Origin of the sequence: Mesorhizobium sp. M0166, from assembly GCF_040322255.1 — a bacterium.
Taxonomy (GTDB): domain Bacteria; phylum Pseudomonadota; class Alphaproteobacteria; order Rhizobiales; family Rhizobiaceae; genus Mesorhizobium.
On record NZ_JAMYTD010000019.1, the window covers coordinates 1 to 23,851 of the forward strand.

At 65.0% G+C, this 23,851-nt stretch carries 26 protein-coding genes and 1 tRNA gene; 19 read left to right on the top strand and 8 right to left on the bottom strand.

From position 1 onward, the window contains the following. The 5 genes from NKJ46_RS20370 to NKJ46_RS20390 all read left to right on the top strand — a co-directional run. Nucleotides 1-2,048 (top strand): cobaltochelatase subunit CobN (locus NKJ46_RS20370; protein WP_502903422.1); only part of this gene is annotated, 2,048 nt, incomplete at its 5' end. Next, a complete protein-coding gene (cobG, locus tag NKJ46_RS20375; protein WP_352666887.1) occupies nucleotides 2,045-3,538 on the top strand; it encodes a precorrin-3B synthase in 1,494 nt (497 codons plus the stop codon). The genes NKJ46_RS20370 and cobG, both read left to right, overlap by 4 nt. Continuing rightward, nucleotides 3,535-4,182 carry a precorrin-8X methylmutase gene (locus NKJ46_RS20380; RefSeq protein WP_502903423.1) on the top strand — a complete coding sequence of 216 codons (648 nt, stop codon included), beginning with the start codon at nucleotides 3,535-3,537 and terminating at the stop codon, nucleotides 4,180-4,182. Before cobG ends, NKJ46_RS20380 begins: the two co-directional genes overlap by 4 nt. Beyond that, nucleotides 4,179-4,937 (top strand): precorrin-2 C(20)-methyltransferase, encoded by a 759-nt coding sequence (locus NKJ46_RS20385; protein ID WP_352666892.1) that lies wholly within the window; start codon nucleotides 4,179-4,181, stop codon nucleotides 4,935-4,937. The genes NKJ46_RS20380 and NKJ46_RS20385 overlap by 4 nt, the downstream gene beginning before the upstream one ends. Beyond that, nucleotides 4,934-5,698, top strand: coding sequence for a precorrin-3B C(17)-methyltransferase (locus NKJ46_RS20390; RefSeq protein ID WP_352666895.1), 765 nt, complete (start codon nucleotides 4,934-4,936; stop codon nucleotides 5,696-5,698). Before NKJ46_RS20385 ends, NKJ46_RS20390 begins: the two co-directional genes overlap by 4 nt. Here the strand turns inward: NKJ46_RS20390 and NKJ46_RS20395 are convergent. Further along, nucleotides 5,662-6,444 carry a cobalt-precorrin-6A reductase gene (locus NKJ46_RS20395; RefSeq protein WP_352666898.1) on the bottom strand — a complete coding sequence of 261 codons (783 nt, stop codon included), beginning with the start codon at nucleotides 6,442-6,444 and terminating at the stop codon, nucleotides 5,662-5,664. The genes NKJ46_RS20390 and NKJ46_RS20395 overlap by 37 nt on opposite strands. A gap of 1 nt (nucleotide 6,445) precedes the next feature. Between NKJ46_RS20395 and cbiE the strand changes: the two genes are divergently transcribed. Genes cbiE through NKJ46_RS20435 form a run of 8 tightly spaced genes read left to right on the top strand, consistent with a single transcriptional unit; the run spans nucleotide 6,446 to nucleotide 13,553 of the window. After that, the gene (cbiE, locus tag NKJ46_RS20400; RefSeq protein ID WP_352666901.1) at nucleotides 6,446-7,687 is read left to right on the top strand and encodes a precorrin-6y C5,15-methyltransferase (decarboxylating) subunit CbiE; all 1,242 of its coding nucleotides are present in this window, start codon (nucleotides 6,446-6,448) and stop codon (nucleotides 7,685-7,687) included. Then, nucleotides 7,684-8,064, top strand: a complete 381-nt coding sequence (locus NKJ46_RS20405; RefSeq protein ID WP_352666903.1) for a cobalamin biosynthesis protein — start codon at nucleotides 7,684-7,686, stop codon at nucleotides 8,062-8,064. The genes cbiE and NKJ46_RS20405 overlap by 4 nt, the downstream gene beginning before the upstream one ends. After that, nucleotides 8,061-8,825 carry a precorrin-4 C(11)-methyltransferase gene (cobM, locus tag NKJ46_RS20410; protein WP_352666906.1) on the top strand — a complete coding sequence of 255 codons (765 nt, stop codon included), beginning with the start codon at nucleotides 8,061-8,063 and terminating at the stop codon, nucleotides 8,823-8,825. The genes NKJ46_RS20405 and cobM overlap by 4 nt, the downstream gene beginning before the upstream one ends. After that, a complete protein-coding gene (cobA, locus tag NKJ46_RS20415; RefSeq protein ID WP_352666909.1) occupies nucleotides 8,822-9,628 on the top strand; it encodes a uroporphyrinogen-III C-methyltransferase in 807 nt (268 codons plus the stop codon). Before cobM ends, cobA begins: the two co-directional genes overlap by 4 nt. Continuing rightward, nucleotides 9,625-10,974 carry a cobyrinic acid a,c-diamide synthase CobB gene (locus NKJ46_RS20420; protein WP_352666912.1) on the top strand — a complete coding sequence of 450 codons (1,350 nt, stop codon included), beginning with the start codon at nucleotides 9,625-9,627 and terminating at the stop codon, nucleotides 10,972-10,974. The genes cobA and NKJ46_RS20420 overlap by 4 nt, the downstream gene beginning before the upstream one ends. Nucleotides 10,975-10,977: 3 nt before the next feature. Further along, complete coding sequence (gene cobS / locus NKJ46_RS20425) at nucleotides 10,978-11,751, top strand: adenosylcobinamide-GDP ribazoletransferase (protein ID WP_352666914.1); 774 nt, start codon at nucleotides 10,978-10,980, stop codon at nucleotides 11,749-11,751. A gap of 24 nt (nucleotides 11,752-11,775) precedes the next feature. Beyond that, on the top strand, nucleotides 11,776-12,786 hold the full coding sequence (cobT, locus tag NKJ46_RS20430) for a nicotinate-nucleotide--dimethylbenzimidazole phosphoribosyltransferase (protein ID WP_352666917.1): 1,011 nt from the start codon (nucleotides 11,776-11,778) through the stop codon (nucleotides 12,784-12,786). Nucleotides 12,787-12,812: 26 nt separating this feature from the next. Next, complete coding sequence (locus NKJ46_RS20435; RefSeq protein ID WP_352666920.1) at nucleotides 12,813-13,553, top strand: hypothetical protein; 741 nt, start codon at nucleotides 12,813-12,815, stop codon at nucleotides 13,551-13,553. 79 nt (nucleotides 13,554-13,632) lie between these two features. Here the strand turns inward: NKJ46_RS20435 and NKJ46_RS20440 are convergent. Continuing rightward, nucleotides 13,633-13,708, bottom strand: a tRNA-Lys gene (locus NKJ46_RS20440). Between the two features lie 105 nt (nucleotides 13,709-13,813). Beyond that, entirely contained in the window at nucleotides 13,814-14,719 is a 906-nt protein-coding gene (locus tag NKJ46_RS20445; RefSeq protein ID WP_352666923.1) for a PhzF family phenazine biosynthesis protein, read from the bottom strand. A gap of 111 nt (nucleotides 14,720-14,830) precedes the next feature. Here NKJ46_RS20445 and NKJ46_RS20450 point away from each other — a divergent pair, with 111 nt between their 5' ends. The 3 genes from NKJ46_RS20450 to NKJ46_RS20460 are packed head-to-tail and all read left to right on the top strand — an operon-like array spanning nucleotide 14,831 to nucleotide 18,053. Next, nucleotides 14,831-16,123 (top strand): efflux RND transporter periplasmic adaptor subunit, encoded by a 1,293-nt coding sequence (locus tag NKJ46_RS20450; protein WP_352666926.1) that lies wholly within the window; start codon nucleotides 14,831-14,833, stop codon nucleotides 16,121-16,123. Nucleotides 16,124-16,125: 2 nt separating this feature from the next. Further along, nucleotides 16,126-16,833, top strand: coding sequence for an ABC transporter ATP-binding protein (locus NKJ46_RS20455; RefSeq protein WP_352666928.1), 708 nt, complete (start codon nucleotides 16,126-16,128; stop codon nucleotides 16,831-16,833). A 2-nt stretch (nucleotides 16,834-16,835) separates the two neighbouring features. Further along, nucleotides 16,836-18,053 (top strand): ABC transporter permease, encoded by a 1,218-nt coding sequence (locus NKJ46_RS20460; RefSeq protein WP_352666931.1) that lies wholly within the window; start codon nucleotides 16,836-16,838, stop codon nucleotides 18,051-18,053. A gap of 22 nt (nucleotides 18,054-18,075) precedes the next feature. On the opposite strand, the gene NKJ46_RS20465 is transcribed toward NKJ46_RS20460, so the two are convergent. Together NKJ46_RS20465 and NKJ46_RS20470 are read right to left on the bottom strand one after the other, a co-directional pair. Next, nucleotides 18,076-18,795 carry a hypothetical protein gene (locus tag NKJ46_RS20465; RefSeq protein WP_352666933.1) on the bottom strand — a complete coding sequence of 240 codons (720 nt, stop codon included), beginning with the start codon at nucleotides 18,793-18,795 and terminating at the stop codon, nucleotides 18,076-18,078. A 7-nt stretch (nucleotides 18,796-18,802) separates the two neighbouring features. Next, nucleotides 18,803-19,915, bottom strand: coding sequence for an endonuclease/exonuclease/phosphatase family protein (locus NKJ46_RS20470; protein ID WP_023720773.1), 1,113 nt, complete (start codon nucleotides 19,913-19,915; stop codon nucleotides 18,803-18,805). A gap of 183 nt (nucleotides 19,916-20,098) precedes the next feature. Here NKJ46_RS20470 and NKJ46_RS20475 point away from each other — a divergent pair, with 183 nt between their 5' ends. Together NKJ46_RS20475 and NKJ46_RS20480 are read left to right on the top strand one after the other, a co-directional pair. After that, nucleotides 20,099-20,683 carry a BA14K family protein gene (locus NKJ46_RS20475; RefSeq protein WP_352666935.1) on the top strand — a complete coding sequence of 195 codons (585 nt, stop codon included), beginning with the start codon at nucleotides 20,099-20,101 and terminating at the stop codon, nucleotides 20,681-20,683. 172 nt (nucleotides 20,684-20,855) lie between these two features. Next, entirely contained in the window at nucleotides 20,856-21,140 is a 285-nt protein-coding gene (locus tag NKJ46_RS20480) for a PilZ domain-containing protein (RefSeq protein ID WP_352667134.1), read from the top strand. A 10-nt stretch (nucleotides 21,141-21,150) separates the two neighbouring features. On the opposite strand, the gene NKJ46_RS20485 is transcribed toward NKJ46_RS20480, so the two are convergent. Both NKJ46_RS20485 and NKJ46_RS20490 read right to left on the bottom strand, forming a co-directional pair. Further along, nucleotides 21,151-21,774 (bottom strand): hypothetical protein, encoded by a 624-nt coding sequence (locus tag NKJ46_RS20485; protein WP_352666938.1) that lies wholly within the window; start codon nucleotides 21,772-21,774, stop codon nucleotides 21,151-21,153. Next, entirely contained in the window at nucleotides 21,767-22,288 is a 522-nt protein-coding gene (locus tag NKJ46_RS20490) for a hypothetical protein (protein WP_352666940.1), read from the bottom strand. The genes NKJ46_RS20485 and NKJ46_RS20490 overlap by 8 nt, the downstream gene beginning before the upstream one ends. A 45-nt stretch (nucleotides 22,289-22,333) precedes the next feature. Here NKJ46_RS20490 and NKJ46_RS20495 point away from each other — a divergent pair, with 45 nt between their 5' ends. Continuing rightward, nucleotides 22,334-22,729: a hypothetical protein gene (locus NKJ46_RS20495; protein WP_352666942.1), complete on the top strand. Its 396-nt coding sequence runs from the start codon at nucleotides 22,334-22,336 to the stop codon at nucleotides 22,727-22,729. A gap of 46 nt (nucleotides 22,730-22,775) precedes the next feature. Here the strand turns inward: NKJ46_RS20495 and NKJ46_RS20500 are convergent, their stop codons facing one another. Continuing rightward, nucleotides 22,776-23,753, bottom strand: a complete 978-nt coding sequence (locus NKJ46_RS20500; RefSeq protein WP_352666945.1) for a DUF3592 domain-containing protein — start codon at nucleotides 23,751-23,753, stop codon at nucleotides 22,776-22,778. Between the last annotated feature and the right edge of the window lie 98 nt (nucleotides 23,754-23,851).

Here is a 23,851-nt window from a genome sequence, read left to right on the forward strand (position 1 = left end):
GGGGGGGGGGGGTGGTGCCCTCGCCCATACCCCCCCCGGCGCCCGCCCCCCCCCCCCCCCCGCCCCCCCCCCAGCGGCGCGCCCCCACAGAGGGGGGTGTTCAAGCGCCTGCCGCCGCAAAATTCGCCTTCCGCGCAGCCACCTTCGGCAACGTCACCGTGACACTCGCGCCTGACCGCGGGCGCTCAGTTGACCGCCGCGCCGACTATCACGACCCGACGCTGCCGCCGCGCCATGCGCTGGTTGCCTTTGGCCTCTGGCTGCGCAAGTCGCTCGGCATCCATGCAATTGTCCATGTCGGCGCCCACGGCACGCTGGAATGGCTGCCCGGCAAGACCGTCGCGCTCAGCGAAAACTGCTTTCCCGAAATCGTCACCGGCGCCCTGCCCGTCATTTATCCGTTCATCGTCTCCAACCCCGGCGAGGCAGCACAAGCCAAGCGGCGCATTGCCGCCGTCACGCTTGGCCATCTGCCGCCGCCGCTGACCGGCGCCGGGCTGGACGAAAACCAGCACAGGCTTGAACGACTGGTCGACGAATATGCCCAGGCCGACGGGCTCGACCGCCGCCGCCGCGACCGCCTGGCCAAGCTGATCGTCGAGACGGCGGAAAAGACGGGCCTCGCCTCAGAGGCCGGCGTCGCCAGGACCGACGCAGCCGACGAGGCTTTGCGCCGCATCGACGCCTGGCTCTGCGATCTCAAGGATTTCGCCATCAAGGACGGCCTACACATTTACGGCCGCTCACCAGAAGGTGAAACCGATCCGTTGCGCCGGCAAAGCGCGGCAGCTGAAAAGGCCGCACTGCTTGCGGCTCTCGACGGCCGTCACGTCGCCGCCGGTCCGGCCGGTGCACCAGCGCGGGGCCGGCGCGATGTGCTGCCAACCGGCCGCAATTTGTTTACCGCCGACCCGCGCACCATGCCGACGCCGACCGCCTATGATCTGGGCAAGGTGGCAGCGGAAGAAGTCGTCCGCGCCTACATGCAATCGCATGGCGACTGGCCGCGCTCGCTGGTTATCGACCTCTGGGGCTCGGCCTCGCTGCGCACCGGCGGCGAGGAGATCGCGCAAGGCCTGGCGCTGATGGGCTGCCGGCCGCAATGGGATTCCGCCACCGGCCGCATCACCGGCATCGAGGTGCTGCCGCCGGCAACGCTCGGCCGTCCGCGCGTCGACGTCACCTGGCGCATATCAGGCCTGTTCCGCGACATGTTCCCGACCCAGATCGCGCTGATCGATGCCGCGGCCAACGCGGTCGCCGCCCGCGAAGAGGACGATTCGGAAAACCCGCTCGCGGCGAGAACCCGTGAAGACGGCAAGATCAGCCCGCGCATTTTCGGCACCTCACCGGGCACTTACGGCGCCGGCGTCGAGGATTTGTTGTCGAGCGGCGACTGGGCCGCGCGCGAAGAGATCGGCCGCACCTATCTCGCCGCCACCTCGCACGCCTATGGCGGCTCCGAGGGCGAAGGTGTCTCGGCGCCCGGCGCTTTTGAGGGCCGCATCGCTGAGGCCGACCTTCTGGTACATACCGGCGACGACCCCGGCCGCGACATCCTCGAAGGCTCGGCCGACGTCGCCTTCATCGGCGGCTTTTCGGCAGCACTTGCCGCGCTCGGCAAAAACGCCGATGTCATCGTGCTCGACACCACGGACCCGCAAAAGCCGAAGCCGCGCTCGGTTGGCGACGCCGTATCCCGGGTAGTTCGCGCCCGCGCGGTCAACCCGCGCTTCATTGCCGGCCAGATGCGGCACGGGCCGCGCGGTGCTTCGGAATTCGCCGAGACGGTCGACCGGCTTGTCGGCTTTGCCGAAACTACCCATGCCATATCGGGCACGCTGATCGAGGCCGTGCACGACGCCTATCTTGGCGACCCCTTGGTCCGCGCCTTCATCCTGCGCGAGAACCCGGCAGCGGCGAAGGTGATTGCCGAGCGTTTCCTCTCGGCCCGGCGGCGCGGGCTCTGGCACCCCCTGCGCAATTCGATCGATGACGATCTCGCCGCACTGATTGCCGAAGCCCAGGCGCTTGGAGTGGCGGCATGAACGCCTTCTCCCGACGCGGCGCCTGCCCTGCTTTGTCCGCGCCGATGCAGACCGGCGACGGGCTGCTGGTGCGGCTCAATCCGGTCGCTGGAGGATTGTCGCCAAAGTCGTTGATCGGACTCGGCGAATCCGCCCTGCGGCATGGCAACGGCATCATGGAAGTGACCGCGCGTGGCAGCCTGCAGATACGCGGCCTGACGGCGGAGAGCGCGCGGCTGCTGGCGATGGAGGTCGATGCGCTCGGCATCGCGGTGCGCACCGGCGTGCCGGTCGAGACCGGCCCGCTGGCCGGGCTGGATCCCCAGGAGATCGCCGACCCGCGTCCGCTGGCTGAGCGTATTCGTGCTGCGATTGGAGAAGCCGGGCTGGCGCAGCGCCTCGGTCCGAAGGTTTCGGTGGTTGTCGATGGCGGCGGGCAGTTGGCCATGCATGCGGTGACGGCCGATGTGAGGCTGGCTGCGATGCGGACCGGTGCGCGAACGCAGTGGCAGGTGGCTGTCACTGACGACGGTCAGACTGCGATGCTACTCGTTATGGCCGAGCAAGATGCGGCTTGTGACATCGCCATCGCCATTCTCAGGATGATTGCCGAAAAGGGCCGCGATGCTCATGCGCGGGATTTGACGGAGAGGCAGCTGAGATCTCTGGCAAGCTGGCGTTCCTTCGCACCCCCCTCTGTCCTGCCGGACATCTCCCCCGCAAGGGGGGAGATTGCGCCCTCATCTCGGTTTTCGCCAATTTCTGCCGAGGAAGAGCTGGCGGTGAAGTTGCCGATCTCCCCCCTTGCGGGGGAGATGTCCGGCAGGACAGAGGGGGGTGTGCAGGATCGCCTGCCCCTTAAACTGTCCGAGTCAACGCCTTCGCCGATTGGCCTCTTCCCTCTCAACGGCAGCGCAATCGCCCTCGGCATCGGCCTCCCTTTCGGCAGTATGCCAGCGCAAAAGCTCATCGGCCTGACGCAATACGCCCTCACCCTCGGCGTCACCGAAATCCGCCTGGCGCCAGGTCGCGCGCTGCTTTTGCTTGGCCTCTCCCAAGCCGCATGTCTTTCACTCCAGAAAACCGCCGCAACCGTCGGCTTTGTCACCGACGCAGCTGATCCGCGCACCAGGATCGCCGCCTGCCCCGGCGCACCCGCCTGCGCCTCCGGCCGGATCGCCACCCGCGACATCGCCGAGATCATCGCTACAGAAAACCGCGACCTCCTCGATTCCTCGCTCACATTGCACATCTCCGGCTGTGCCAAGGGCTGCGCCCGTCCCGGCCCGGCGGCGCTGACCCTGGTCGGCGGCGAAAACGGAGCCGGACTTGTCGTGGACGGGACGGCAAAGGCATTGCCCGCCGGATACAGGCCGGGCTACGACGCTGCGCACGGCATCGGCCGCATTGCAGCGGCGATCCGCAGCGCACGACATCCCGGCGAAACTGCTGCTGCTTGCCTCGCAAGGCTCGGCGCGGCCGGCATCACCGAAATCTACCGACAGGAATGAGCATGCCCGCCCAGAACGCCTACGACTACATCCATGATGGCACGGCGATCTACGAGCGCTCCTTCGCCATTATCCGCGCCGAGGCCGACCTGTCGCGCTTTTCCGAAGCCGAGGCCGACGTCGCTATCCGCATGATCCACGCCTGCGGCCAGGTCGAGGCTGCGCGGCATTTCGTTTTCTCGCGCGATTTCATTGCCGCTGCGCGCACGGCGCTGGGCGCCGGCGCGCCGATCTTCTGCGACGCGCAGATGGTCTCGCATGGCGTCACGCGCGCCCGGCTTCCGGCCGGCAACGAGGTGATCTGTACGCTGCGCGATCCGCGGACCGCCGACATCGCGAAAAAGATCGGCAACACCCGCTCGGCCGCGGCGATCGACCTGTGGGGCGAGCGCGTGGCCGGTTCGGTCGTCGCCATCGGCAATGCGCCGACAGCCCTTTTCTATTTGCTGGAAAAGCTGCGCGACGGCGCGCCAAGGCCGGCGGCGATCATCGGCATGCCGGTCGGGTTTGTCGGTGCCGCCGAATCGAAGGATGCGCTGGCCGAAAATTCCTATGGCGTGCCTTACGCCATCGTGCGCGGTCGGCTGGGCGGCAGCGCCATGACCGCCGCCGCACTCAACGCTTTGGCGAGGCCGGGCCTATGAATGCGATCGCAAAAGGTCGGCTGGTCGGCGTCGGCACCGGTCCTGGCGACCCGGAACTTTTGACGCTGAAGGCAGTGCGTGCTCTGGCCGAGGCCGATGTTGTTGCGCATTTCGCTAAGCGCGGCAACAACAGCAACGCCCGGGCCATCGTCGAAACCCATTTTCGCCCCGATTTGATTGAACTGCCGCTGCTCTATCCAGTGACGACCGAAATCGACAAGGATCACAGCGATTACCGCTCGCAGATAACCAATTTCTATGAGCAATCGGCCGAAAAGCTTGCCGAGCACCTCAGCGCCGGCAGGATGGTCGCGGTACTCTCGGAGGGCGACCCGCTTTTCTACGGCTCCTATATGCATCTGCATGTCAGGCTGGCGCACCGCTTTCCGACCGAGGTCATTCCCGGCGTTACCGCCATGTCCGGCTGCTGGTCGGCGACCGGCCTGCCGATCGTCCAGGGCGACGATGTGCTGACGGTGCTGCCGGGCACCATGAGCGAATTCGAGCTGACGCGCCGCCTTGCCGACACCGATGCCGCGGTGATCATGAAAGTCGGGCGCAACCTGCCCAAGATCAGGCGTGCGCTGGAGGCAACCGACAAGCTGGCGCGGGCAATCTATGTCGAGCGCGGCACCATGCCGGGCGGTGTCTCGATGCGGCTTGCCGACAAAAAAGACGACCAGGCGCCCTATTTCGCCATCGTGCTGGTGGCCGGCTGGTCGGGCCGGCCAAATGCATTGAGAGCCGAAGCATGAGCGGCCGCCTGACCGTCATCGGCCTCGGGCCAGGCAATGCCGACCAGGTGACGCCGGAAGCCAGCCGCGCCGTTGCCGAGGCGAAATTCTTCTACGGCTACCAGCCTTATCTTGACCGGCTCGACCTGCGCGCGGACCAGACCCGCATCGCCTCCGACAATCGCGAGGAACTCGCCCGCTCCAGGGACGCGCTGATGAAGGCTGCGGAGGGCCACGATGTCGCCGTCGTGTCGGGCGGCGATCCCGGCGTCTTCGCCATGGCGGCGGCTGTCTGCGAGGCGATCGAGGCTGGCCCGCCCGAATGGCGCGCGGTCGACATCGCTATCGTGCCTGGCATCACCGCCATGCTCGCCGTCGCCGCCCGCATTGGCGCGCCGCTCGGCCATGATTTCTGCGCCATCTCGCTGTCCGACAATCTGAAGCCGTGGGACCTGATCGAGCTGCGCCTGCTGGCGGCAGCCGGCGCCGGCTTCGTCATCGCGCTCTATAACCCGATCAGCAAGGCGCGCCCATGGCAGCTAGGCCGCGCCTTCGAATGCCTTGCTGCGATCCTGCCCGGCACCACGCCGGTGATCTTCGGCCGTGCCGCCGGCCGTCCCGACGAGCGCATCGAGGTTTGTCTACTGGCCGACGCCGATGCCGCGAAGGCCGACATGGCGACCTGCATCATCATCGGCTCGCCGGAAACCAGGATCATCAAGCGGGGTGACAAGGCCGCCCTGGTCTACACGCCGCGTTCGGCAGCGGGCCCAAGAACATGACCGACCAGAAAATGATCGACCATCGCGGCAAGTGCATCGACGGTCTCGGCCGACGCGACGTCCGGCAGCGCCGGCCTGCGGATCATGACCACCTCGATTCCCAGCGCTCGCGCTGCCGCGATCTTGCCGTAGGTCGCCTCGCCGCCGCTGTTTTTGGAAACAACGACATCGATGTGGCGTTGCAGAAGCAGTGCATGTTCGTCGACTTCCCGGAATGGCCCGCGCGCCAAGAGATAGGTCGCGTCGGGCACAGCGAGCCTGGGCTCGACCGGGTCGACACTGCGGATGAGATAATGATGCTGGGGAGCTGCCTCGAAGGCAGCGACCTCCTGCCGCCCGAGCGCCAGGAACACGCAGCGCGGCACCGATCCCAGAGCCGTCACCGCGCTGGCAACACTATCGACCAACATCCAGTGATCACCCTCGACCGCCTCCCATCCGGGGCGCCTGAGCGCAACGATAGGCACGCCGGTCATGCGCGCTGCTTCCGCCGCATTGGCGGAGATTTGCGCCGCATAGGGATGCGTGGCGTCGATCAGCAGGTCGATCTGGTTCTGGCGGAGATACCCCGCCAGCCCGCCGGCACCGCCGAAGCCCCCGGCCCGTACCGGCACCCCTTGCGCGGCCGGGCTTTCGGTGCGGCCGGCCAGCGACAGCATGACCGAAATATCCGCGCGCGCGGCCACCTTTCCGGCCAGTTGCCGGGCTTCGGTGGTTCCGCCGAGGATCAGAATGCGGTGGGTCATCATGCCTGCTGAAGGTCCGCGCGGCGCCAAGCTCACCTCAAAGTGGCTCACGATCATCGGCATCGGCGAGGACGGTGTAGCGGGTCTCGGCGACGAGGCCAAGCGGTTGATCGCGGAGGCCGAATTCGTCTTCGGCGGCAAGCGCCACCTTGCCCTCGTCGCGTCGCTCGCCAAAGGTGAAGCGTGCACCTGGCCGACGCCTTTCGATGCCGAGCTGCGCGACGTGCTGGCGCTCTCCGGCAGGCGCGTCTGCGTGCTGGCCTCTGGCGATCCCTTCCACCACGGAGTCGGCGTCACCCTCGCCCGCAAGGTCGCGGCGGAGGATATGCGGGTGATCCCCGCGCCCTCGGCCTTCTCGCTGGCCGCCTCACGCCTTGGCTGGGCGCTGCAGGACGTCGAGACCATTTCGCTGCATGGTCGCTCGCTCGACCTGATCCGGCCGTTGCTGCATCCTTGCACCCGCATTCTCGCGCTGACCTCGGACAGCGATGCGCCGGGAGCGATTGCCAGTCTGTTGACAGAGCTCGGCTTCGGCGCCTCGCGGCTGACGGTTCTGGAGGCGCTTGGCGGCCCGAACGAAAGGCTGCGCTCGGCGAGCGCCGGCACCTTCGACCTCGCAAAGATCAATCCGCTCAACGTGCTCGCGATCGAAGTTGATTCGACTCTGCAAGCACGCATCCTGCCGCTGACAGCGGGACTTGCCGATCATTTGTTCGAGCATGACGGCCAGATCACCAAGCGCGAAGTACGCGCCGTCACCCTGTCCGCTCTCGCGCCAAGGCGCGGCGAACTGCTATGGGACATCGGCGCCGGCTCCGGCTCCATCGGCATCGAATGGATGCTGGCGCATCCGTCGATGCGCGCCATCGCCGTCGAAGCCGATCCGGCCCGCGCCGCGCGCATCCGACGCAACGCCGGGGCCTGCGGCGTTCCCGGTCTCACCGTCGTCGAAGGTTCGGCACCGCAAGCGCTTGCCGGCCTGGAAACGCCGACGGCGATTTTTATCGGCGGCGGCGGCGGCGATGCCGGCGTGCTGGAAAGAGCCCTCGGTGCCTTACCTGCCGGCGGCCGCCTCGTCGCCAACGCGGTGACGCTGGAGATGGAGGCGCTGTTGCTTTCCCGTCACGCTGCGCTCGGCGGTGAACTCAACCGCATCGCTGTATCCCGTGCTTCGCGGGTCGGTTCGATGCAGGCCTGGCGGCCAGCTATGCCGGTTACCCAATGGAGCTGGGTCAAACCATGATGGTCGCGGGCATCGGCAGCCGCAAAGGCGTCAGCGCAACGGACGTGCTTGCCGCGGTAGAAACCGCGCTGGAGGCGCACGGGCTTGCCTTGCCCGCGCTTTCGGCCCTCGCGACCGCGTCTCTCAAGCAGGATGAAGCGGCAATCTTCGCCGCCGGACGCGAACTCCGCCTTCCGGTAATCGTTGTCGAGCAGGACGAACTCAAAGCTGCATCTACGACCAGCCACTCCGACCTATCGCAGGAGCACGCCGGCACCCCGTCGGTTTCCGAAGCCTCGGCGCTTGCCGCCGCCGGCAAAGGCGCAAAACTGCTCGGGCCGCGCACCGTGCTCGGTGCTGTCACCTGCGCCATCGCCATCAGCGGAGATGCGCCATGACCGTCCATTTCATCGGCGCCGGTCCGGGTGCCGCCGACCTGATCACCTTGCGCGGCAGCCGCCTGCTCGGCAGTTGTCCCGTCTGCCTCTATGCGGGATCGATCGTTGCGCCGGAGCTGTTGCAGCACTGCGCGCCCGGAACGAGGTTGATCGACACCGCACCGATGTCGCTCGACGAGATCGAGGCAGAATATCTGGCCGCCCACGCGGCCGGCCATGACGTCGCCCGCCTGCATTCCGGCGATCTTTCGGTCTGGAGCGCCGTTGCCGAGCAGATCCGCCGGTTGGAAAAGCACGGCATCCCTTACACGCTGACGCCTGGAGTGCCGTCTTTCGCCGCTGCGGCGGCAGCGCTGCGCCGCGAGCTGACCATTCCAGAAGTCGCGCAAAGCCTGGTGCTGACCCGCATCTCCGGCCGCGCCTCGAAAATGCCTCCCGGCGAAACCCTGGCCGGCTTCGGCCGCACCGGCGCCACGCTCGCCATCCACCTCGCCATCCATGCCGTCGACCGCGTCGTCGCCGAGCTGACGCCGCATTACGGCGCCGACTGCCCGGTCGCGGTCGTTTTCCGCGCCTCCTGGCCGGACGAGCGCGTGCTGACCGGCACGCTGGCGACAATTGAAGTGCAATTGGCCGCCGATCCGATGGAGCGCACGGCAATCATCTTCGTCGGCCGCTCGCTGGCGGCGGAAGGCTTTGGCGAAAGTTCACTGTATGACGCGCACTACCAGCGGCGCTTTCGCGGACGGGACGGATTGTGAGCGGCAGCAATAGAAACACTACGGTCGAGCAGGCGCTCACCCGGCTGAACTTCAAGCCGCGCCAGCTTGAGCCCGGGCATGTCTGGCTGGCTGGCGCGGGCCCTGGCGATCCCGGCTGCCTGACGCTGGAAGTGCTGGCCGCCCTCGGACAGTGCGACGCGCTGGTCTATGACGCGCTGGTCTCGCCGGAAGTCGTCGCCGTCGCCGAGGGCGCGCAACTGTTCTATGCCGGCAAGCGCGGTGGCAAGCCCTCGATGAAGCAGGACGACATCACCGCCTTGCTGGTCCGGCTGGCGCGCGCGGGCCGGCGCGTCGTCAGGCTGAAGGGCGGCGACCCCTATATTTTCGGGCGTGGCGGCGAAGAGGCGCTGGCGCTGGCCGGGGAAACTATCCCGTTCCGCATCCTGCCCGGCCTGACGTCCGGCCTCAGCGCGCTGGCCGCGACCGGCATTCCCGGCACCATGCGCGGCATCAACAAGGCGCTGATCCTGGCGACCGGCCATGCCGCCGGCACCGATGACGATCTCGACTGGGCGGCCATCGCCCGTACCGGCCAGCCGGTGGTCATCTATATGGGTATGGCCAACCTGTCGCTGATCGCCGCTTCGCTGCTCGAGGGCGGCCTGCCATCTTCGACACCCGCCGCGGTCATCGTTGCCGCGACGACGCCGCAGGAGCGTATCGTCGTCGCCACGCTCGCCACAATTGCCGAGGAAGCGGCGGCAGCCGGCTTGACCTCGCCGGCGTTGATCGTCGTCGGCGGCATCGTCGGGATGCGCGCGGCACTGGCGGGTGAGCCATGACCCGCGCCATCATCATCGGCGCGCCGCGCTCGGGCTCGGGCAAGACCAGCGTCACCATCGGCATCTTGCGCGCGCTCGCCCGGCGCGGGCTGAAAGTGCGCGGTGCCAAATCCGGCCCGGACTATATCGATCCCGGCTTTCACACCGCCGCCACTGGCCTGTCCGGCATCAATCTCGACAGCTGGGCAATGCCACCCGCCCTGCTCAACGCACTGGCCGGCGAAGCGACCGAAGATGCCGATTTTATCTTGCTCGAAAGCGCCATGGGCCTGTTCGACGGGATTCCGGCTGCTCCAGGTCGTTCCGGTTCGGCTGCCGATCTCGCCCGGCTCTACGGCCTGCCAGTGCTGCTTGTACTCGATGTCTCCGGCCAGTCGACCACGGCAGCGGCCGTCGCCAAGGGTTTTGCCACCTATGACCCGGATGTACGCATGGCGGGGGTCGTGCTCAACCGGCTGGGCAGCGAGCGCCACCGCCGGCTATGCGGCGATGCCATCGAAGCACTCGGCTTGCCTGTCGTCGGCGCCATCCTGCGCGATCCCTCGCTCAACCTGCCCGAGCGCCATCTCGGCCTCGTCCAGGCCGGCGAATATGAGAATCTGATGGCGCATCTCGACCGGCTGGCCGACATGGTCGAGCGCTCGCTCGACCTCGACGCGATTATGGCGCTGGCGGCGCCATTCACGCCGGCGCCGGGCAATTTCGGCGACGCGCTGCCGCCGCCCGGCCAGCGCATTGCACTCGCCGAGGACGCCGCCTTCACCTTCCTCTATCCGCATGTCGCCATGCATTGGCGCAAGGCCGGCGCCGAGATCGTTCCGTTCTCGCCGCTCGCCGATGAGGCGCCTGGCGACAATTGCGATGTCTGCTGGCTGCCCGGCGGCTATCCCGAGCTTCATGCAGGCCGCCTCGCGGCCGCGGCGAATTTCAGGGCCGGCATGGCGCGGTTCGCCGCCACGCGGTCGGTGCATGGTGAGTGCGGTGGCTTTATGGTGCTCGGCGAGGCACTCGAGGACGCGTCGGGCGAGACGCATCGGATGCTTGGCCTCCTCGGCCATTCGACCAGCTTCGCCAAGCGCAAGATGAATCTCGGCTACCGCGAGGCGCGGCTGCGGTCCGGCTGTCCGCTCGGCGGCCAAGGCACCCTGATCCGCGGCCATGAATTCCACTACGCGCAGATGATTGCGACCGGCAATGACGAGCCGCTGGCCGATCTCGCCGACGGACAAGGCAATCCGCTCGGCGCCTCTGGCTACCGGCGCGAAAATGTCAGCGGCACCTTCTTCCATGCCATTGCGAGGGGCGAGAGCATGATCCCGAAAAGTGGTAGCCGGTTTTCGGAATAGATCATGCTCAAACTCCAGATCCCCTCGCAACAGCAAATTCTCGATGATATCGCGCTTTGCCTCGTCTTCTTCACCCGGCTGCCGCTGCCGAGAGCCGACTTCCGTGGCCGCAGCCTTGCCGCTGCGATCTGGGCAGCACCCGTTGCCGGTCTCGCCGTCGCTCTGGCCGGTGCGCTGGTCTACGCCGTCGGCACAGGGCTCGGCCTTGCCGCTGGCCCTGCTGCAGCGTTGACCCTTGCCGCAATCTTGCTTGCCACCGGCTGCCTGCATGAGGACGGGCTTTCGGACGTCGCCGACGGCTTTGGCGGCGGAAAGACGCGCGACAGGAAACTGGAGATCATGCGCGACAGCCGCATCGGTGCCTACGGTGCCTGCGCGCTCGGCATCTCGCTGCTGATCCGCTGGAGCGTGCTCTCTGGATTCGCCGGCCCGGCTCATGTCCTCTGGGCCCTCATTGCCGCACAAGCGGCTTCGCGCGGCCTGCCCGGCGCCTTCATGCACCTGCTGCCGCCGGCTCGCAGCGACGGCCTCTCGGTTGATGCAGGCGCAGTCACGGCCGAAACCGCCGGTATCGGTGCCGTACTCGGTGCGATCGCGCTGCTGGCGCTTGGGTTCGGCGCCGCCGTTTTCGCCCTCATCCTGCTTGCGATTTTGTTTGCCGCCTTCCGCACGCTTTGCCTCAACCAGATCGGCGGCCAGACCGGCGACACCGTCGGTGCCCTTCAGCAGCTGGGCGAGATCGCGATCCTGCTCGTCGCTTCCGTTTCCCTTTCTTGACTCTGTTTCGGAGATTTTGCCCCCATGCCTTTCAAATCACTCGATGAACTGCGCGCCGCCTGCCTCGACCTGCCCAGTGGCAGCGACGCCGCGGCCATTGCCGTCGCCCGCCGCCAGGACACGCTGACCAAGCCGCAAGGCAGCCTCGGCCGGCTGGAGGCAACAGCCGCCTGGCTGGCGCGCTGGCAGGGCCGCGACATGCCAAAGCTCGACCGCGTCAAGGTCTTCGTCTTCGCCGGCAACCACGGCGTCACCGCGCAAGGCGTGTCGGCCTTCCCCTCGGAGGTCACCGTGCAGATGGTGGCGAATTTCGCCGGCGGCGGCGCTGCCATCAACCAGCTTGCCCGCATCGCCGGCGCGGAGCTGGACGTCATCCCGCTCGACCTCGACCGTCCGACCGGCGACTTCACGCAAGAGCCGGCGATGGACGACGAGGCCTTCCTCACCGCCGTCTCGGCAGGCTACGACGCGATCAGCAGGGATCTCGACCTAGTCTGTTTCGGCGAAATGGGTATCGGGAACACCACGCCGGCGGCAGCCATCTCGACCGCGCTGTTCGGCGGCGGCGCGGAAAGATGGACTGGGCGCGGCACCGGCGTCGACGACGCCGGCCTCGTGCGCAAGATCGTCGCCATCGAGGCCGGCCTGAAGCGCCACGCCCCGGCGCTGGCCGATCCCCTGAAGATAGCGGCAGCCCTCGGTGGGCGCGAGCTCGCCGCAATACTTGGCGCGACGCTGGCCGCGCGCCATCTCGGCGTGCCGGTGCTGCTCGACGGCTTCGTCTGCACCGCCGCCGCGGCACCCTTGGCCGGGCTGCATCCCGCCGGCCTTGCCCACACCATGGCCGCTCACGTCTCGGCCGAGTCCGGCCACCGCCGCCTGTTGGAGGCGCTCGGCCTGCCGCCGCTGCTCGATCTCGGCATGCGGCTCGGCGAAGGCTCCGGCGCCTGCCTCGCGGTCAACATCGTCCGCTCGGCATTGGAGTGCCATGCCCGCATGGCAAGCTTTGCGGAGGCGGGGGTTTCGGAGAAGTAAGCGCTCGCAAAGTTCGGGCTGCGTCGATGAACCAACCTTCACAAATTTTCGGAGACCCCAAACAGGGGCTTCGCGATATTCTTGCTCGGATTATCGGAGATTTCGACAGCAAGAGCGGAGCTTTTGCCGGGCTGAAATACAATTCGCCGTGGATAGTGGCCACGGAGGATTGGGCAGAGCGATCAGGCCATACGGTCGAAGAGCTGTGCGAGATGATTTCTCGATGGCGGATTTCAGTCCGCTCTGGGAATCCGACGAATCCGCGAATCGTCCAGATTTTTGAAGATCTTCGCAATGCCGCAGAAGAATGGCGAGCAGAAACCGGCTATTACGATCCGCCAACCCATCTAACTCCAGAAATGACGAAATTCCCTAATCGCAAAGAACTGAAAGCCCATACCCTGAAGGCATGGAGTTCTTTGGGATTGGCGAGGCAATGGCATAACTACAATGCCAGGGACCTTGGTTTCTGCGGAATTTTTGAGGACAGATTTGGTCACAATGTTACAGTCAGAATGACCTTCAAGCTTGGATATGGTGGGGCGATTCAGCTGAATTTTCACTTTCCTTACTACGCAGACGATGAACCTACATTCTTTGAACTGGGCGGTCTCTCGGGCGAGGCGCTATTCCATGCACTTCGACTGCCCAGGCATCCTGAACTCGAATGGATCGCTGGCAAAAGCAAAACGAGTTTCGAAGCTGTCGATGGCGTCCTCGCCATAACGCGGGCGATCCTCAGCTATCTGCGGCCAACTATCCAATAAAGGCCGAATGAGTGCAGCCACCGGGTGGCAGCGAAACATCCCGCTTTCAGGGTCTTTTCCACCAAGTCTTTGAAGAATTTGGTGGGTGCGCACAGGATTGAACTGTGGACCCGCTGATTAAGAGTCAGCTGCTCTACCAACTGAGCTACGCACCCACTCGGCCGGAAAAACCGGCGTTGGCGGGCATATAGCCGCCGACATCCGCCATGTCCAGCCCCGTGGGATTCATTTCCCGACAAATCGCCGAAGTGCCGCGCCCGTCAAACAAAAAGCCTGCCTTCCGCCACCTTGACTGCATGGCCGCCGATGCGGGCGGCCGCCAGTTTGCCACCTTCGACATTCAGTTCGAGGCGAATGCGCGAAGGCCGGCCCATCTCCAGCCCCTGCTCGATCCACAGTTGTGAAACGCCGTCGGTCGGGCCGTCGAAATGCATGATCGCGCCGGCGAACGCGGCCGCCGCCGAGCCGGTCGCCGGGTCTTCGTAGGACGGATTGCCGGGCACCATCATGCGGACATGGAAGGCACTGTCGTGGTGCACCGTCTCGCGGCAATAGATGTAGGGGCTGGCGAAGGCCCATTCGCTTTTGCGCGGTGCCAGTTCCGACCACGCTTGGTTGTCCAGCCTGATCCGGGCAGCCGCCTCCAGGTTGGCGACGGGGATGGTCACGTAAGGCACTCCAGCCGACCAGAATGAAACGCGGTGGTTCTCGAAGCCGATCTCGTGCGGCCCAAGGCCAAGGGCCGCGCCGATCGCCTCGGGATCGGCCGACAATTCCAGCTGCGCCGGCAGTTTCGCCAGGTCGAACTCGGCAAAGGTCGAACCATCGTGCTTGCTGACAGCGCAGCGCACCGGGCCGATATTCTCCTCCAGCACGAAGATGCCGGCGGCCTCTCCCGCCATTTCGGCGAGCGCTATCGCGGCGCCGACGGTTGGGTGGCCGGCGAACGGCATTTCATAGTCGGGCGTGAAGATACGGATGCGGGCCCGGTGCTTCGGGTTGTCCGGCGGCAGCACGAAGACGGTTTCGGACAGGTTGAACTCGCGCGCCACCGCCTGCATCGCCGCAACGTCCAGCCCGTCACAGTCGAGCACCACGGCCAGCGGATTGCCGGCCAGCCGGTTGGTGGTGAATACGTCGTAAAGCAAGTAATTCCGCGGCTGCATCTCAGTAAGTCCTCTGCCTCATTCCCAACATGAGCGAAATTTAATTTGAATTTTGAATCATTAAGCCTGATTTGTGCACTGATGGGATATCACTGAACATAGGGGTCCGGCGTGGACCAGATTGTCAATCTGCCAAAGACGGAATCCGCTTCCGCCATCGAGACGGCGCTCGGGCTCGACCACCAGGGCCTGAAGACAAAACGCCGTCGCGGTTGGCTTTACGCAGTGTTCGCACTGCTTGCCGTCGCAGCGAGTGTCGTCGGCTACCAGTGGTATGCGGGCTCGCCCGCCAAGATCGAGTATACCACGACACTGGCCGCCATGGCCGACCTTACCGTCGCGGTCTCGGCTACCGGCACGCTGCAGCCCCTCACCCAGGTCGATATTTCCAGCGAACTCTCCGGCGTCGTCCGCTCGGTCTCGGTCAACGAGAATCAGCTGGTGAAGAAGGGCGATGTGCTGGCCGCGCTCGACACCGCCAAGCTGGAGGTGCAGATCGAGCGCGCCCAGGCCTCCGCCAAGGCAGCGGCGGCGAGTGTCGAGGACGCCACCGTGACCCTGGCCGAAAACGAAAAGGCGCTGGTGCGCGCCGCGCAACTGACCAAGCGCGGCATGGCGACGGACCAATCGCTTGAAGCCGCAACCGCCACGCGCGACCGCTCGAAGGCAGCGCTCGATATCGCCAAAGCCAACCTCGCCATGGCCAATGCCGATCTCAAGGCGCAGCAGACGGATCTTGCCAAGAGCACCATCTACGCTCCGATCGACGGCATCATACTGACGCGCTCGGTCGATCCAGGCCAGACGGTCGCCTCCTCGCTGCAGGCGCCGGTGCTGTTCGTCATCGCCGCGGATCTGAAGAACATGGAGCTGAAGGCTGCAGTCGACGAGGCCGACATCGGCGCCGTCAAACCTGGCCAGCATGCGCGCTTCACCGTCGACGCTTTTCCTGAACGGCCATTCGACGCCGAGATCCGGGACATTTCCTATGCCTCGGTCACCACCGACGGCGTCGTCACTTACGATGCAAGGCTGGATGTCGACAATAGCGAGCTTCTGTTACGGCCCGGCATGACTGCCACCGTCTCGGTCGTCACCAAGCAGGCCAAGAACGTGCTCACGGTGCCATCGATCGCCTTCCGCTACCGGCCGGCGCAGACGGCGGAGCGCGGCTGGAGCCTCACCGACCTGTTCACCGGCCGCATGGGACGCCCCGGCGGCAACCGCCAGCGCCAGGCGGCGACGAAGCCCACCGACGGCTCGCGCACGCTCTACGTGCTGGAGAATGGCCGGCCGCATCCGGTCAACGTCAGGGTCGGCTCGACAGACGGCGAACTGACCGAGATCGTCTCCGGCCTGGAGGAAGGCGCACAAGTCATTACCGCCTCGCAGCAGCGGAGCTGATCGTGGCATCGGGCGCGACCCTCATCGGCTTCGACAAGGTCTGGAAAAGCTATGGCCAGGGCGAGGCCCGGGTGCATGCGCTGGCCGGCGTCGACCTCGCCATCAGGCGCGGCGAATTCGTCGCCATCATGGGCCCGTCCGGTTCGGGCAAATCGACGGCCATGAACATCATTGGCTGCCTCGACACGCCGACGGCCGGGACCTACAGCTTCGAAGGCATCGACGCCGGCCGTCTCGACCGCAACCGCCGCGCCCTGCTGCGCAACCTCTATGTCGGCTTCGTCTTCCAGGGCTATAATCTCTTGCCGCGCACCACGGCCGCCGAGAATGTAGAACTGCCGCTGATCTATCGCGGCGTCGGTGCCCGCGAGCGTCGCAGCCTTGCCATGCAGGCACTTGCCGAGGTCGGCCTTGTCGGCCGCGAGCATCATACGGCGGCCGAGCTGTCCGGCGGCCAGCAGCAGCGCGTGGCGATCGCCCGCGCCATCGTCACCAGGCCGATGCTGCTCGTCGCGGACGAGCCGACCGGCAATCTCGACACCGCCCGCACGCACGAGATCATGGAACTCCTAACGCAGCTGAACAGTGAGCTCGGCCTGACCATCGCTATGGTCACGCACGAAGCCGATGTTGCCGGCTATGCGCAGCGCACGATCCGTTTCCTCGATGGCCATGTCGCCTCCGACACAGCCAGTCTCGAGATGGCCTAGCCATGATCTGGGAAACCGTCCGCCTCTCGCTACGCTCCATCCGCCGCAACGTGCTGCGCTCGTTCCTGACGTTGCTCGGCATCGTCATCGGCGTCGCCGCCGTCATCGCCATGCTGACCATCGGCTCGGGCACCACCGAAAAGGTTAAGTCCGATATTTCCAAGCTCGGCAGCAATCTCCTCGTCATCCGTTCCGGCCGTCCGGCCGGGCCTGGCGGACCTGGAGGGCTCGATCAGGTCGTCCGACCGCTCGGCGACAAGGACCTCGCAGCGCTTGTCGCGCATCTGGATGGCGCGCGCGCCATCTCACCGGCGTCGCAAAAGCAGGTGCGCGTCATTTTCGGCACCGAAAGCCTGACTTCGGGCGTCACCGGAACCGACAGCGCCTATCTCGATGCCCGCGACTGGAAGCTGGTTTCGGGCCGCCCGTTCAGCGATTCGGAAACCCGCTCGGGTACCGGCGTCTGCCTCATCGGCGAAACGGTGCGCCAGCAGTTCTTCGGCGCCGGCGACCCCGAAGGCGAGATCATCCGCGTAAACCGCACTTCCTGCAAGATCATTGGCTTGCTCGAACCGAAGGGCTATACCGGCTTCGGCCAGGACCAGGACAACGTCGTGCTGATGCCGCTCGCCGCCTATCAGCGTCGCATTGCCGGCAACCGCGACATCGAGTCGATCTATGTCGCCGCCGACGACCGTACGCCAACCACGGTGCTGCAGCAGCGCGTTGAGGACATCTTGCGAGACACGCGCCGCATCACGCCCGACCGCGACGATGATTTCTCGATCCGCGACATGACCCAGATCGCCGATGCCATGACCAGCGCCACCACCACCATGACGGGCATGCTCGGCGCCGTCGCCGGCGTCAGCCTGCTCGTCGGCGGCATCGGCATTATGAACATCATGCTGGTGTCGGTAACCGAACGCACGCGCGAGATCGGCATCAGGCTCGCCATCGGCGCCCACGAAAAGCATATCCTCATCCAGTTCCTGGTCGAGGCAACCGTGCTGTCGCTGCTTGGCGGCATCATCGGCATCCTGATCGGCCTGGCCCTTGCCGGCCTCGCCTCGGTGACGCTGACGATCCCGTTTGCGCCGAGCCCGGCGGTCATCCTGCTTGCGGTCGGCTTCTCCGCGCTGATCGGCATGGTGTTCGGCTTCTTCCCGGCGCTGCGCGGCGCACGGCTCAACCCGATTGACGCGCTGAGGCATGAGTGAGCAGGTTGCGGAAACGGCTGACCTAATCCTGGCCCCGCGCAAAGTGCCATTCGATCAGCGGTCTCATATGCGGCATCAACCCGTCCGGCAGGTCGGCTGCATTGCGGATGATCACCGGGCCTTCGATTTCTGGCTCTGCCTCGGTGGCGACGAAAGCGCTGATCCGCTGTGCCAGGTCGTCGGCGGAGGCCCTCTCGCGGTAGCGGCGAAAGATCACCGTGCCGCTTGTCGTCGACAGGGCGTAATGGCGCCTGCCGCGTGTCGCGCCCGACAGATCGAGGCCAGTCTCTTCGCGCACCTCGCGGATCATGTTGAAGTCGACGTCGACAAGGCCGTCGCGGAAATCGGTTGGCTCGAACGAACCGGCGGCGAAGTAGATGCGCCCGGCATTGACCGTATGCGGCGCCATTCGGATCGCCACCAGCGCATTGTCGCCGGCGACCAGCATGGCATGCGCATAGGCATGCTCGGCCCCGGCCACCTGCCGATTGCCGCGCCAAAGCATGAAGGTCGAATAACGCACCGCATGGCAGCGGCCGACGAGGCGATTGTCGCGATAGCTGAGCGCGGAAAGCAGCACCACGGTGCCGTCGAAAAGCGCCGGCCTGGCTGCGGTCTCACGCCGCCAGTTCACCGCGATCGCCTCGGCATTGTCGCGCTCGAACGGATGCGGGCCGGGATCGAGCCTGACATCGATGGCATCGACCGGCAGGATGACGTTGCGCGGCAGGTCGAAACTCACGCCGGTCTCACGCCATGTCGAGGGCAATTGCTACCGGGCAATGGTCGGATGCCTTCGGCCGGTCCCACCCGGCGCGTGGGAAGCGCTCGACCTCCTGGCCCGCCGGAAATATGGTCCGCCAGGGCTGGCCATTGCGGATGATATCGGGAACGGCGGTGGCGTTCTGCCTGGCTAGCGCCCTCGACAAAAGGATGTAGTCGAGCTGGCAGAGATGCCGCTCTTCCGGTCCGCGTGTGTGATAGAAAGTCCAGCGGTCCATTTCCGGCCGCCGCTCGACCGCGTTTTCGCAAAAACCGCCGGCAGTGAGCACGTCGATGCAGGACCGGGTCTCGTCGATGACCTCGAAGCGATAGCCGTCGACGGCATCGCCGGTAATCTTCACGCGCTGCCGGTAGTCGTTCATGTCGCCGCAGATTGCCCAGCGCTTGTCGGCGGCATGGTCCTTGCCGAAGCGCTCCTCGATGATCCGGCGCACCGCTTGCGCCTCGGCGATGCGCAGCGGCATTGTTGCTTCACGGCCGTCGAGGCCGTTGCGGGGAGAGCCCATCGATTTGAAATGCACGAGATAGAGCGTCAACGGCGCTCCAGCCACCGTCAGATCGATTTCCAGGCAGTCGCGCCGGAAGATGCGCTCATTGGCCTGATGTCCAAGTGCTGCCAATTCCGCCGTGTGCAGCCCGAATTGCTCGAACGTGACATAGGCGTAGCTGGTCATGCGCACGAATTCGATCGGCTGGCCCTGCGCGGTCTCGTTGCGCATCATCACGGCGACGTCGATGCCGCGCGAATCATTGCCGGCGGTGGTGTATTTCTGCCGGTAGCCTTGCCCCACCATCTTGAATAGATAGCCATATTCGAAGGCCCTCAGCGCCTCGATATTGTCGACCTCCTGCATGCAGATGATGTCGGCGCGGGTGGCCGCGATCGCCAGTGCCGTCAACTGCCGCGTGTCGTCAGACTGCGCGATCGCCCGCGCCTGCTCGAGCATCTTGTATTCGGCCTCGCTCTGGATGTCGAAAAGCGCCAGCGTGCGATCTTCGTTGAGCTGATTGCGGTATCCGGAATAATCAAACCTGTTCATCAGGTTTTCGACGTTGAAGGTGGCAAGGCGCAGCGACATGGCTTTGACCTTTGCCCGCAAGCGCGCCCGAAAACAAGGGTGCCGAAACCGGCTCTGATTGATCGCGCGCTCGCCATGGTTGACGGAACCTTTTTGTTCATCTTCCGTTCAGATGGAAAGTTCCATCAATAGGCCCTTCCCCGGGGTATTCTGGGCGTGGGGCCTGAATCTTCGGAGAGTGCGATGAAACCGCTCTTTTTATCTTCCGTCGGATCCGGGCTCATGGCCCTCGGTCTGATAGCCGGCCTCTCGGTCCCCTCGCTTGCCGGGCCGATGCCCAAACCCCTGCTGCCGGTGGCGGGCAATGCCGCCGACATCGTGCAAATTCGTGAAGATTGGGCAGGCGGCAACGACAGGCAGATCTGGCGATGGCGCAACCACGGCTTCCGGCAATGGCACGGCGGCGACGATTGGAGATGGCGGTCCCACAATTTCCGCGGCCGTCATTTCTCGAGACACTGGGACAATGGCGGCTGGGACGACAGCTGGCGTTGGCGCCACCATCGCCGCCATTACCGCGGCGGCTACTATGATGATAGTGCGGGTGCCGCGATTCTTGGCTTGGGCCTGGGGCTCGGCCTTGGCAGCCTGTACAACAACTACAACTACTACGACGCGCCGCCACCGCGCCGCTACTATCACGCAGGGCGGCTTTCCAGTGCACATGTCCAATGGTGTTACAATCGCTACCGGTCGTACCGCGCCTGGGACAACACCTTCCAGCCCTATAATGGGCCGCGCCAGCAATGCTATTCGCCCTATAGCTGAGCAGGCCGACAACAAGCATCATTCGGCGCCGTGCTTCGCGGCGCCTTTTTCTTCCCGCCAGGAATCTCGAAAATCGCCAGTCTCACTGGTGATAACGTTATTTTTATCAGGCAGGTCTAATAGTCCTCCCGATCAGAACGCCCGAGACGCGAAGATGGCTGGATTGCGTGCAATGGCCGAGGACGAACAGAGGGACAAACGCCGGCAGCGCGTCTTCAAGGGCGCGACGATCCTGACCAGCATGACCAACTCCGAGGTCACATGCACGCTGCGCAACATGCATGCCGGCGGCGCCGAATTGAAGGTCTCGATCGACGCGCGCGTGCCCGATGAGTTCCTGCTCTATGTTCCGACCGACGGAATTGCCTACAAGGCCGTGGTCCGCTGGCGCCGCGAGGATCGAATTGGGGTGATGTTCACCGGCATCGAACCAAAGCCCAGTTGGCACTACGGCTGAGATCCCGGCGTTACCCGGGTGGCAGGACTTGCAGTGTCTGCTCGTCAAACAGCGGCTCTTCCTGGCCGACGCGAACGAATAGAAGCTTTCGCAGGTCGGGTGATTGCACCTCGAAATACTGAATGCCGTCCGGGGCTTCGCCCCATTCGCCGCAAGGCGGTTCGCCGACCTCGTCAGGGTTGGCGACGGTCTTCAATTCCTCACGATAGGCGGCATCGGGACTGAAAACATACCGGAGGATGCGCGCGGGCGTCGCCCCTTCGGTGTAAGGCATGAGCACGCAACGTGTGCTGATGGCTTTCTCGGTCTTCTGCGTAAAAATGCGCTGCAACGCAGCGTCGGCGGCCTCGCCCGGCAGTATATCGAAGACTTCGACGACGGGATCGGCTGGCCCGCCGTCGCTGTATTTGATGGCAAGAGCATTGCCGCCAAGCTCGAAATGAATCTGGCGAAAACCGAAATCGCACCGCTGCACCCAGGCAGCCAGCCCGACATCCTTGTCCGCCAGCCGTTCCCAGCTGCATTTGTCGATAGGGGGATGCGACGGCTTGCTTTGGTCGGCACGAGCCCCGGTGGCCATGGCCATAAGGACCGGCAGGGCGCAGACGTAGGCCGGCAGTCTCTTGCTATTCATCGCTGCAACCCGACAAGGTAAAGGCATCCCAGGCTGAACCATCGGGATTGGCATTGGCGAAATCGGGCCATTCGGTAAAAATCGCGCCGAAGTCAGGCAACAGCAACCCTGCCGGTGCCGGCGAGGCTTCGCGGGAGCTCAACTGCTCGGCACCGCCTGCATTGAACGCATAGACCTGCCCATCCCACACTCTGCACAGCCCGGTGCCGTCCTCGAGACCCGCCTCACGATCGTCGTCGGTGCAGGTGTGCCGGATCGTGCCCACAGGAAACGAGTACTTGCCATTGGTCCAGGTGATGTCCGACGGCAGACGAAGGTCGGTGTTGGGCACGATCAGCGAAAAGACCTCGGTCGTCAGCGCGGCCGGCTCGTTGTCTGTGGGCCGGAACTGTATCGTCGCTCCCGAACGCGGCTCGCGATACGTCGCATGGCTGAGCGAACATTCTGTTGCGTTCGCTGCTTGCAACAGGCTCAGCATGCTCAGAACAATAGCTGCTGCTTTGCGGATGATCATTTAAGTCCCTTGGAGCAGCAGCATTGTGAAGTTTGATGCTTTAGCATGGCCCAAGGCCACGTCGAAAAGAAAGAATCGATGATGCGAAATCTCTTGATGCTCATTTCGATCCTAGGATTTTCGTGCGGCCACGCCTTCGCCGCGGAACAGTATGTGGGCACATGGTCCGGGAACAGATCGAACTGTACCGCCGTTGCGGATGTTCAACGCCAGACTGTCTACACATTGTATCGCGACGCGCTGTCGGTCCCTGCTCTCGGCTGCGAACACGCAACGTTCCTCAAGACGCCAACGGGCTGGGTGGCGCGGGCCAGCCAATGCTACGGATCCAACCCGTCGGCCGAAGAGCCGTTCTCCCGCGTCATCCATATTGTTGTCGACGGGGCGACGGTGAGATTGACATGGCCTGGCTTCGACAGCGGAATTCTTCTCAGATGCTGACGACAGGTGCCTTCCTCCGCTGGATATGCAGCGTAGGACAGCAGCTTCAGATGACGCCTACCAGCAGCGCGGCTCCACCGAGGAAGCCGGCGGCGCAGACCCACAGGAGCCAAAGCCCGCTCACCCTGCATTCGAGAACCGCTGCAGCCGGATTGGCGGGGTCGTAGTGGACCTCGACCTTGTCGCCCTCGAGATAGCGCTGCGATTGACCGCTGACGAGGCTCGGCAGCGAAGCCGTCACGTTTGCGCCGAAAGCGATGCGATCGGCGGCGTAGCGCTGGCCGGCAACGCTATAGCTGTAGACGATGCGGGATTTGAAAACTGTGTGCCAGGGCCGATAGCCGCCTCCGGACCTGTCGCGGGTCTCGAATTTCTGCAGGCCCGAAGCATCGATGCGTCCTGCCGTGATGGGCCATTTGGCCGCCTGTTCGGCCAGTGACTTCTGGGCAAAGCCCATGCGCAGGACAAACAATCCCATGAAAAGCAGCAGGGCAGCGGCGCCGAGGTTCTGCGGCTTGGGCAAATACGGCCGGATCGCTTCGAGGATGCCGCCGACGGAGAAGACCAATACAAGCGCGCCGACCACCAGCCCGGCCGAAAGCTGGACCATGAACTTGAAGGAGCCGTCGGGCATGGTGCGTTCGATCACGGCCTTGGCTGGATCGGCCGGATTGTAGAAGACGGTTACGCCGGCCCCGTTTGGAAATTTCGCAAGGGTTTCCGCCACGGCAAAGTTTCCAAGGTTCTCCTGCACGCTGTAGTGCGAACTGCGAAATGTCTTGCCGTTCACCTTGTATTCGAAGGTGATTGCCGGGAAGTTGCGCATCTCGGTCGACCCTCTGCTGTCCGAACCGGATCCCGAACTGGTCACCTCGCGAGCCTCGACCCGCGACGAGATGATCTTTCCCGGCGTCGGAGACCAGCGGCTGGCCGCCCTCACCTCCCACCACTTCAAGAAGGTGACGAGGGAGAGCATGCCGGCAACCGCGCAGGCAAACCCGACCAACAGAAATTTGAGTTCCAACGCTCACCCCCTTGGCACTTTGGTGCCATGCCCCGCACAGGCATATCACGGTGATCAGGAGAGTGCGCCTGTCCAGAAGCCTGGAAACCACAATCTTG

Bases quoted from the DNA above. Each gene is read 5' to 3' on its own strand.
- cobM (WP_352666906.1), top strand. From the start codon at position 8,061: ATGACCGTCCATTTCATCGGCGCCGGTCCGGGTGCCGCCGACCTGATC.
- cobT (WP_352666917.1), top strand. From the start codon at position 11,776: ATGCCTTTCAAATCACTCGATGAACTGCGCGCCGCCTGCCTCGACCTG.
- NKJ46_RS20470 (WP_023720773.1), bottom strand. From the start codon at position 19,915: ATGTCGCTGCGCCTTGCCACCTTCAACGTCGAAAACCTGATGAACAGG.
- NKJ46_RS20395 (WP_352666898.1), bottom strand. From the start codon at position 6,444: ATGACCCACCGCATTCTGATCCTCGGCGGAACCACCGAAGCCCGGCAA.
- NKJ46_RS20385 (WP_352666892.1), top strand. From the start codon at position 4,179: ATGAATGCGATCGCAAAAGGTCGGCTGGTCGGCGTCGGCACCGGTCCT.
- NKJ46_RS20480 (WP_352667134.1), top strand. From the start codon at position 20,856: ATGGCCGAGGACGAACAGAGGGACAAACGCCGGCAGCGCGTCTTCAAG.
- NKJ46_RS20380 (WP_502903423.1), top strand. From the start codon at position 3,535: ATGAGCATGCCCGCCCAGAACGCCTACGACTACATCCATGATGGCACG.
- cbiE (WP_352666901.1), top strand. From the start codon at position 6,446: ATGCCTGCTGAAGGTCCGCGCGGCGCCAAGCTCACCTCAAAGTGGCTC.
- NKJ46_RS20390 (WP_352666895.1), top strand. From the start codon at position 4,934: ATGAGCGGCCGCCTGACCGTCATCGGCCTCGGGCCAGGCAATGCCGAC.
- cobG (WP_352666887.1), top strand. From the start codon at position 2,045: ATGAACGCCTTCTCCCGACGCGGCGCCTGCCCTGCTTTGTCCGCGCCG.
- NKJ46_RS20490 (WP_352666940.1), bottom strand. From the start codon at position 22,288: ATGATCATCCGCAAAGCAGCAGCTATTGTTCTGAGCATGCTGAGCCTG.
- NKJ46_RS20485 (WP_352666938.1), bottom strand. From the start codon at position 21,774: ATGAATAGCAAGAGACTGCCGGCCTACGTCTGCGCCCTGCCGGTCCTT.
- NKJ46_RS20495 (WP_352666942.1), top strand. From the start codon at position 22,334: ATGGCCCAAGGCCACGTCGAAAAGAAAGAATCGATGATGCGAAATCTC.
- NKJ46_RS20435 (WP_352666920.1), top strand. From the start codon at position 12,813: ATGAACCAACCTTCACAAATTTTCGGAGACCCCAAACAGGGGCTTCGC.
- NKJ46_RS20475 (WP_352666935.1), top strand. From the start codon at position 20,099: ATGAAACCGCTCTTTTTATCTTCCGTCGGATCCGGGCTCATGGCCCTC.
- cobS (WP_352666914.1), top strand. From the start codon at position 10,978: ATGCTCAAACTCCAGATCCCCTCGCAACAGCAAATTCTCGATGATATC.
- NKJ46_RS20405 (WP_352666903.1), top strand. From the start codon at position 7,684: ATGATGGTCGCGGGCATCGGCAGCCGCAAAGGCGTCAGCGCAACGGAC.
- NKJ46_RS20445 (WP_352666923.1), bottom strand. From the start codon at position 14,719: ATGCAGCCGCGGAATTACTTGCTTTACGACGTATTCACCACCAACCGG.
- NKJ46_RS20460 (WP_352666931.1), top strand. From the start codon at position 16,836: ATGATCTGGGAAACCGTCCGCCTCTCGCTACGCTCCATCCGCCGCAAC.
- NKJ46_RS20420 (WP_352666912.1), top strand. From the start codon at position 9,625: ATGACCCGCGCCATCATCATCGGCGCGCCGCGCTCGGGCTCGGGCAAG.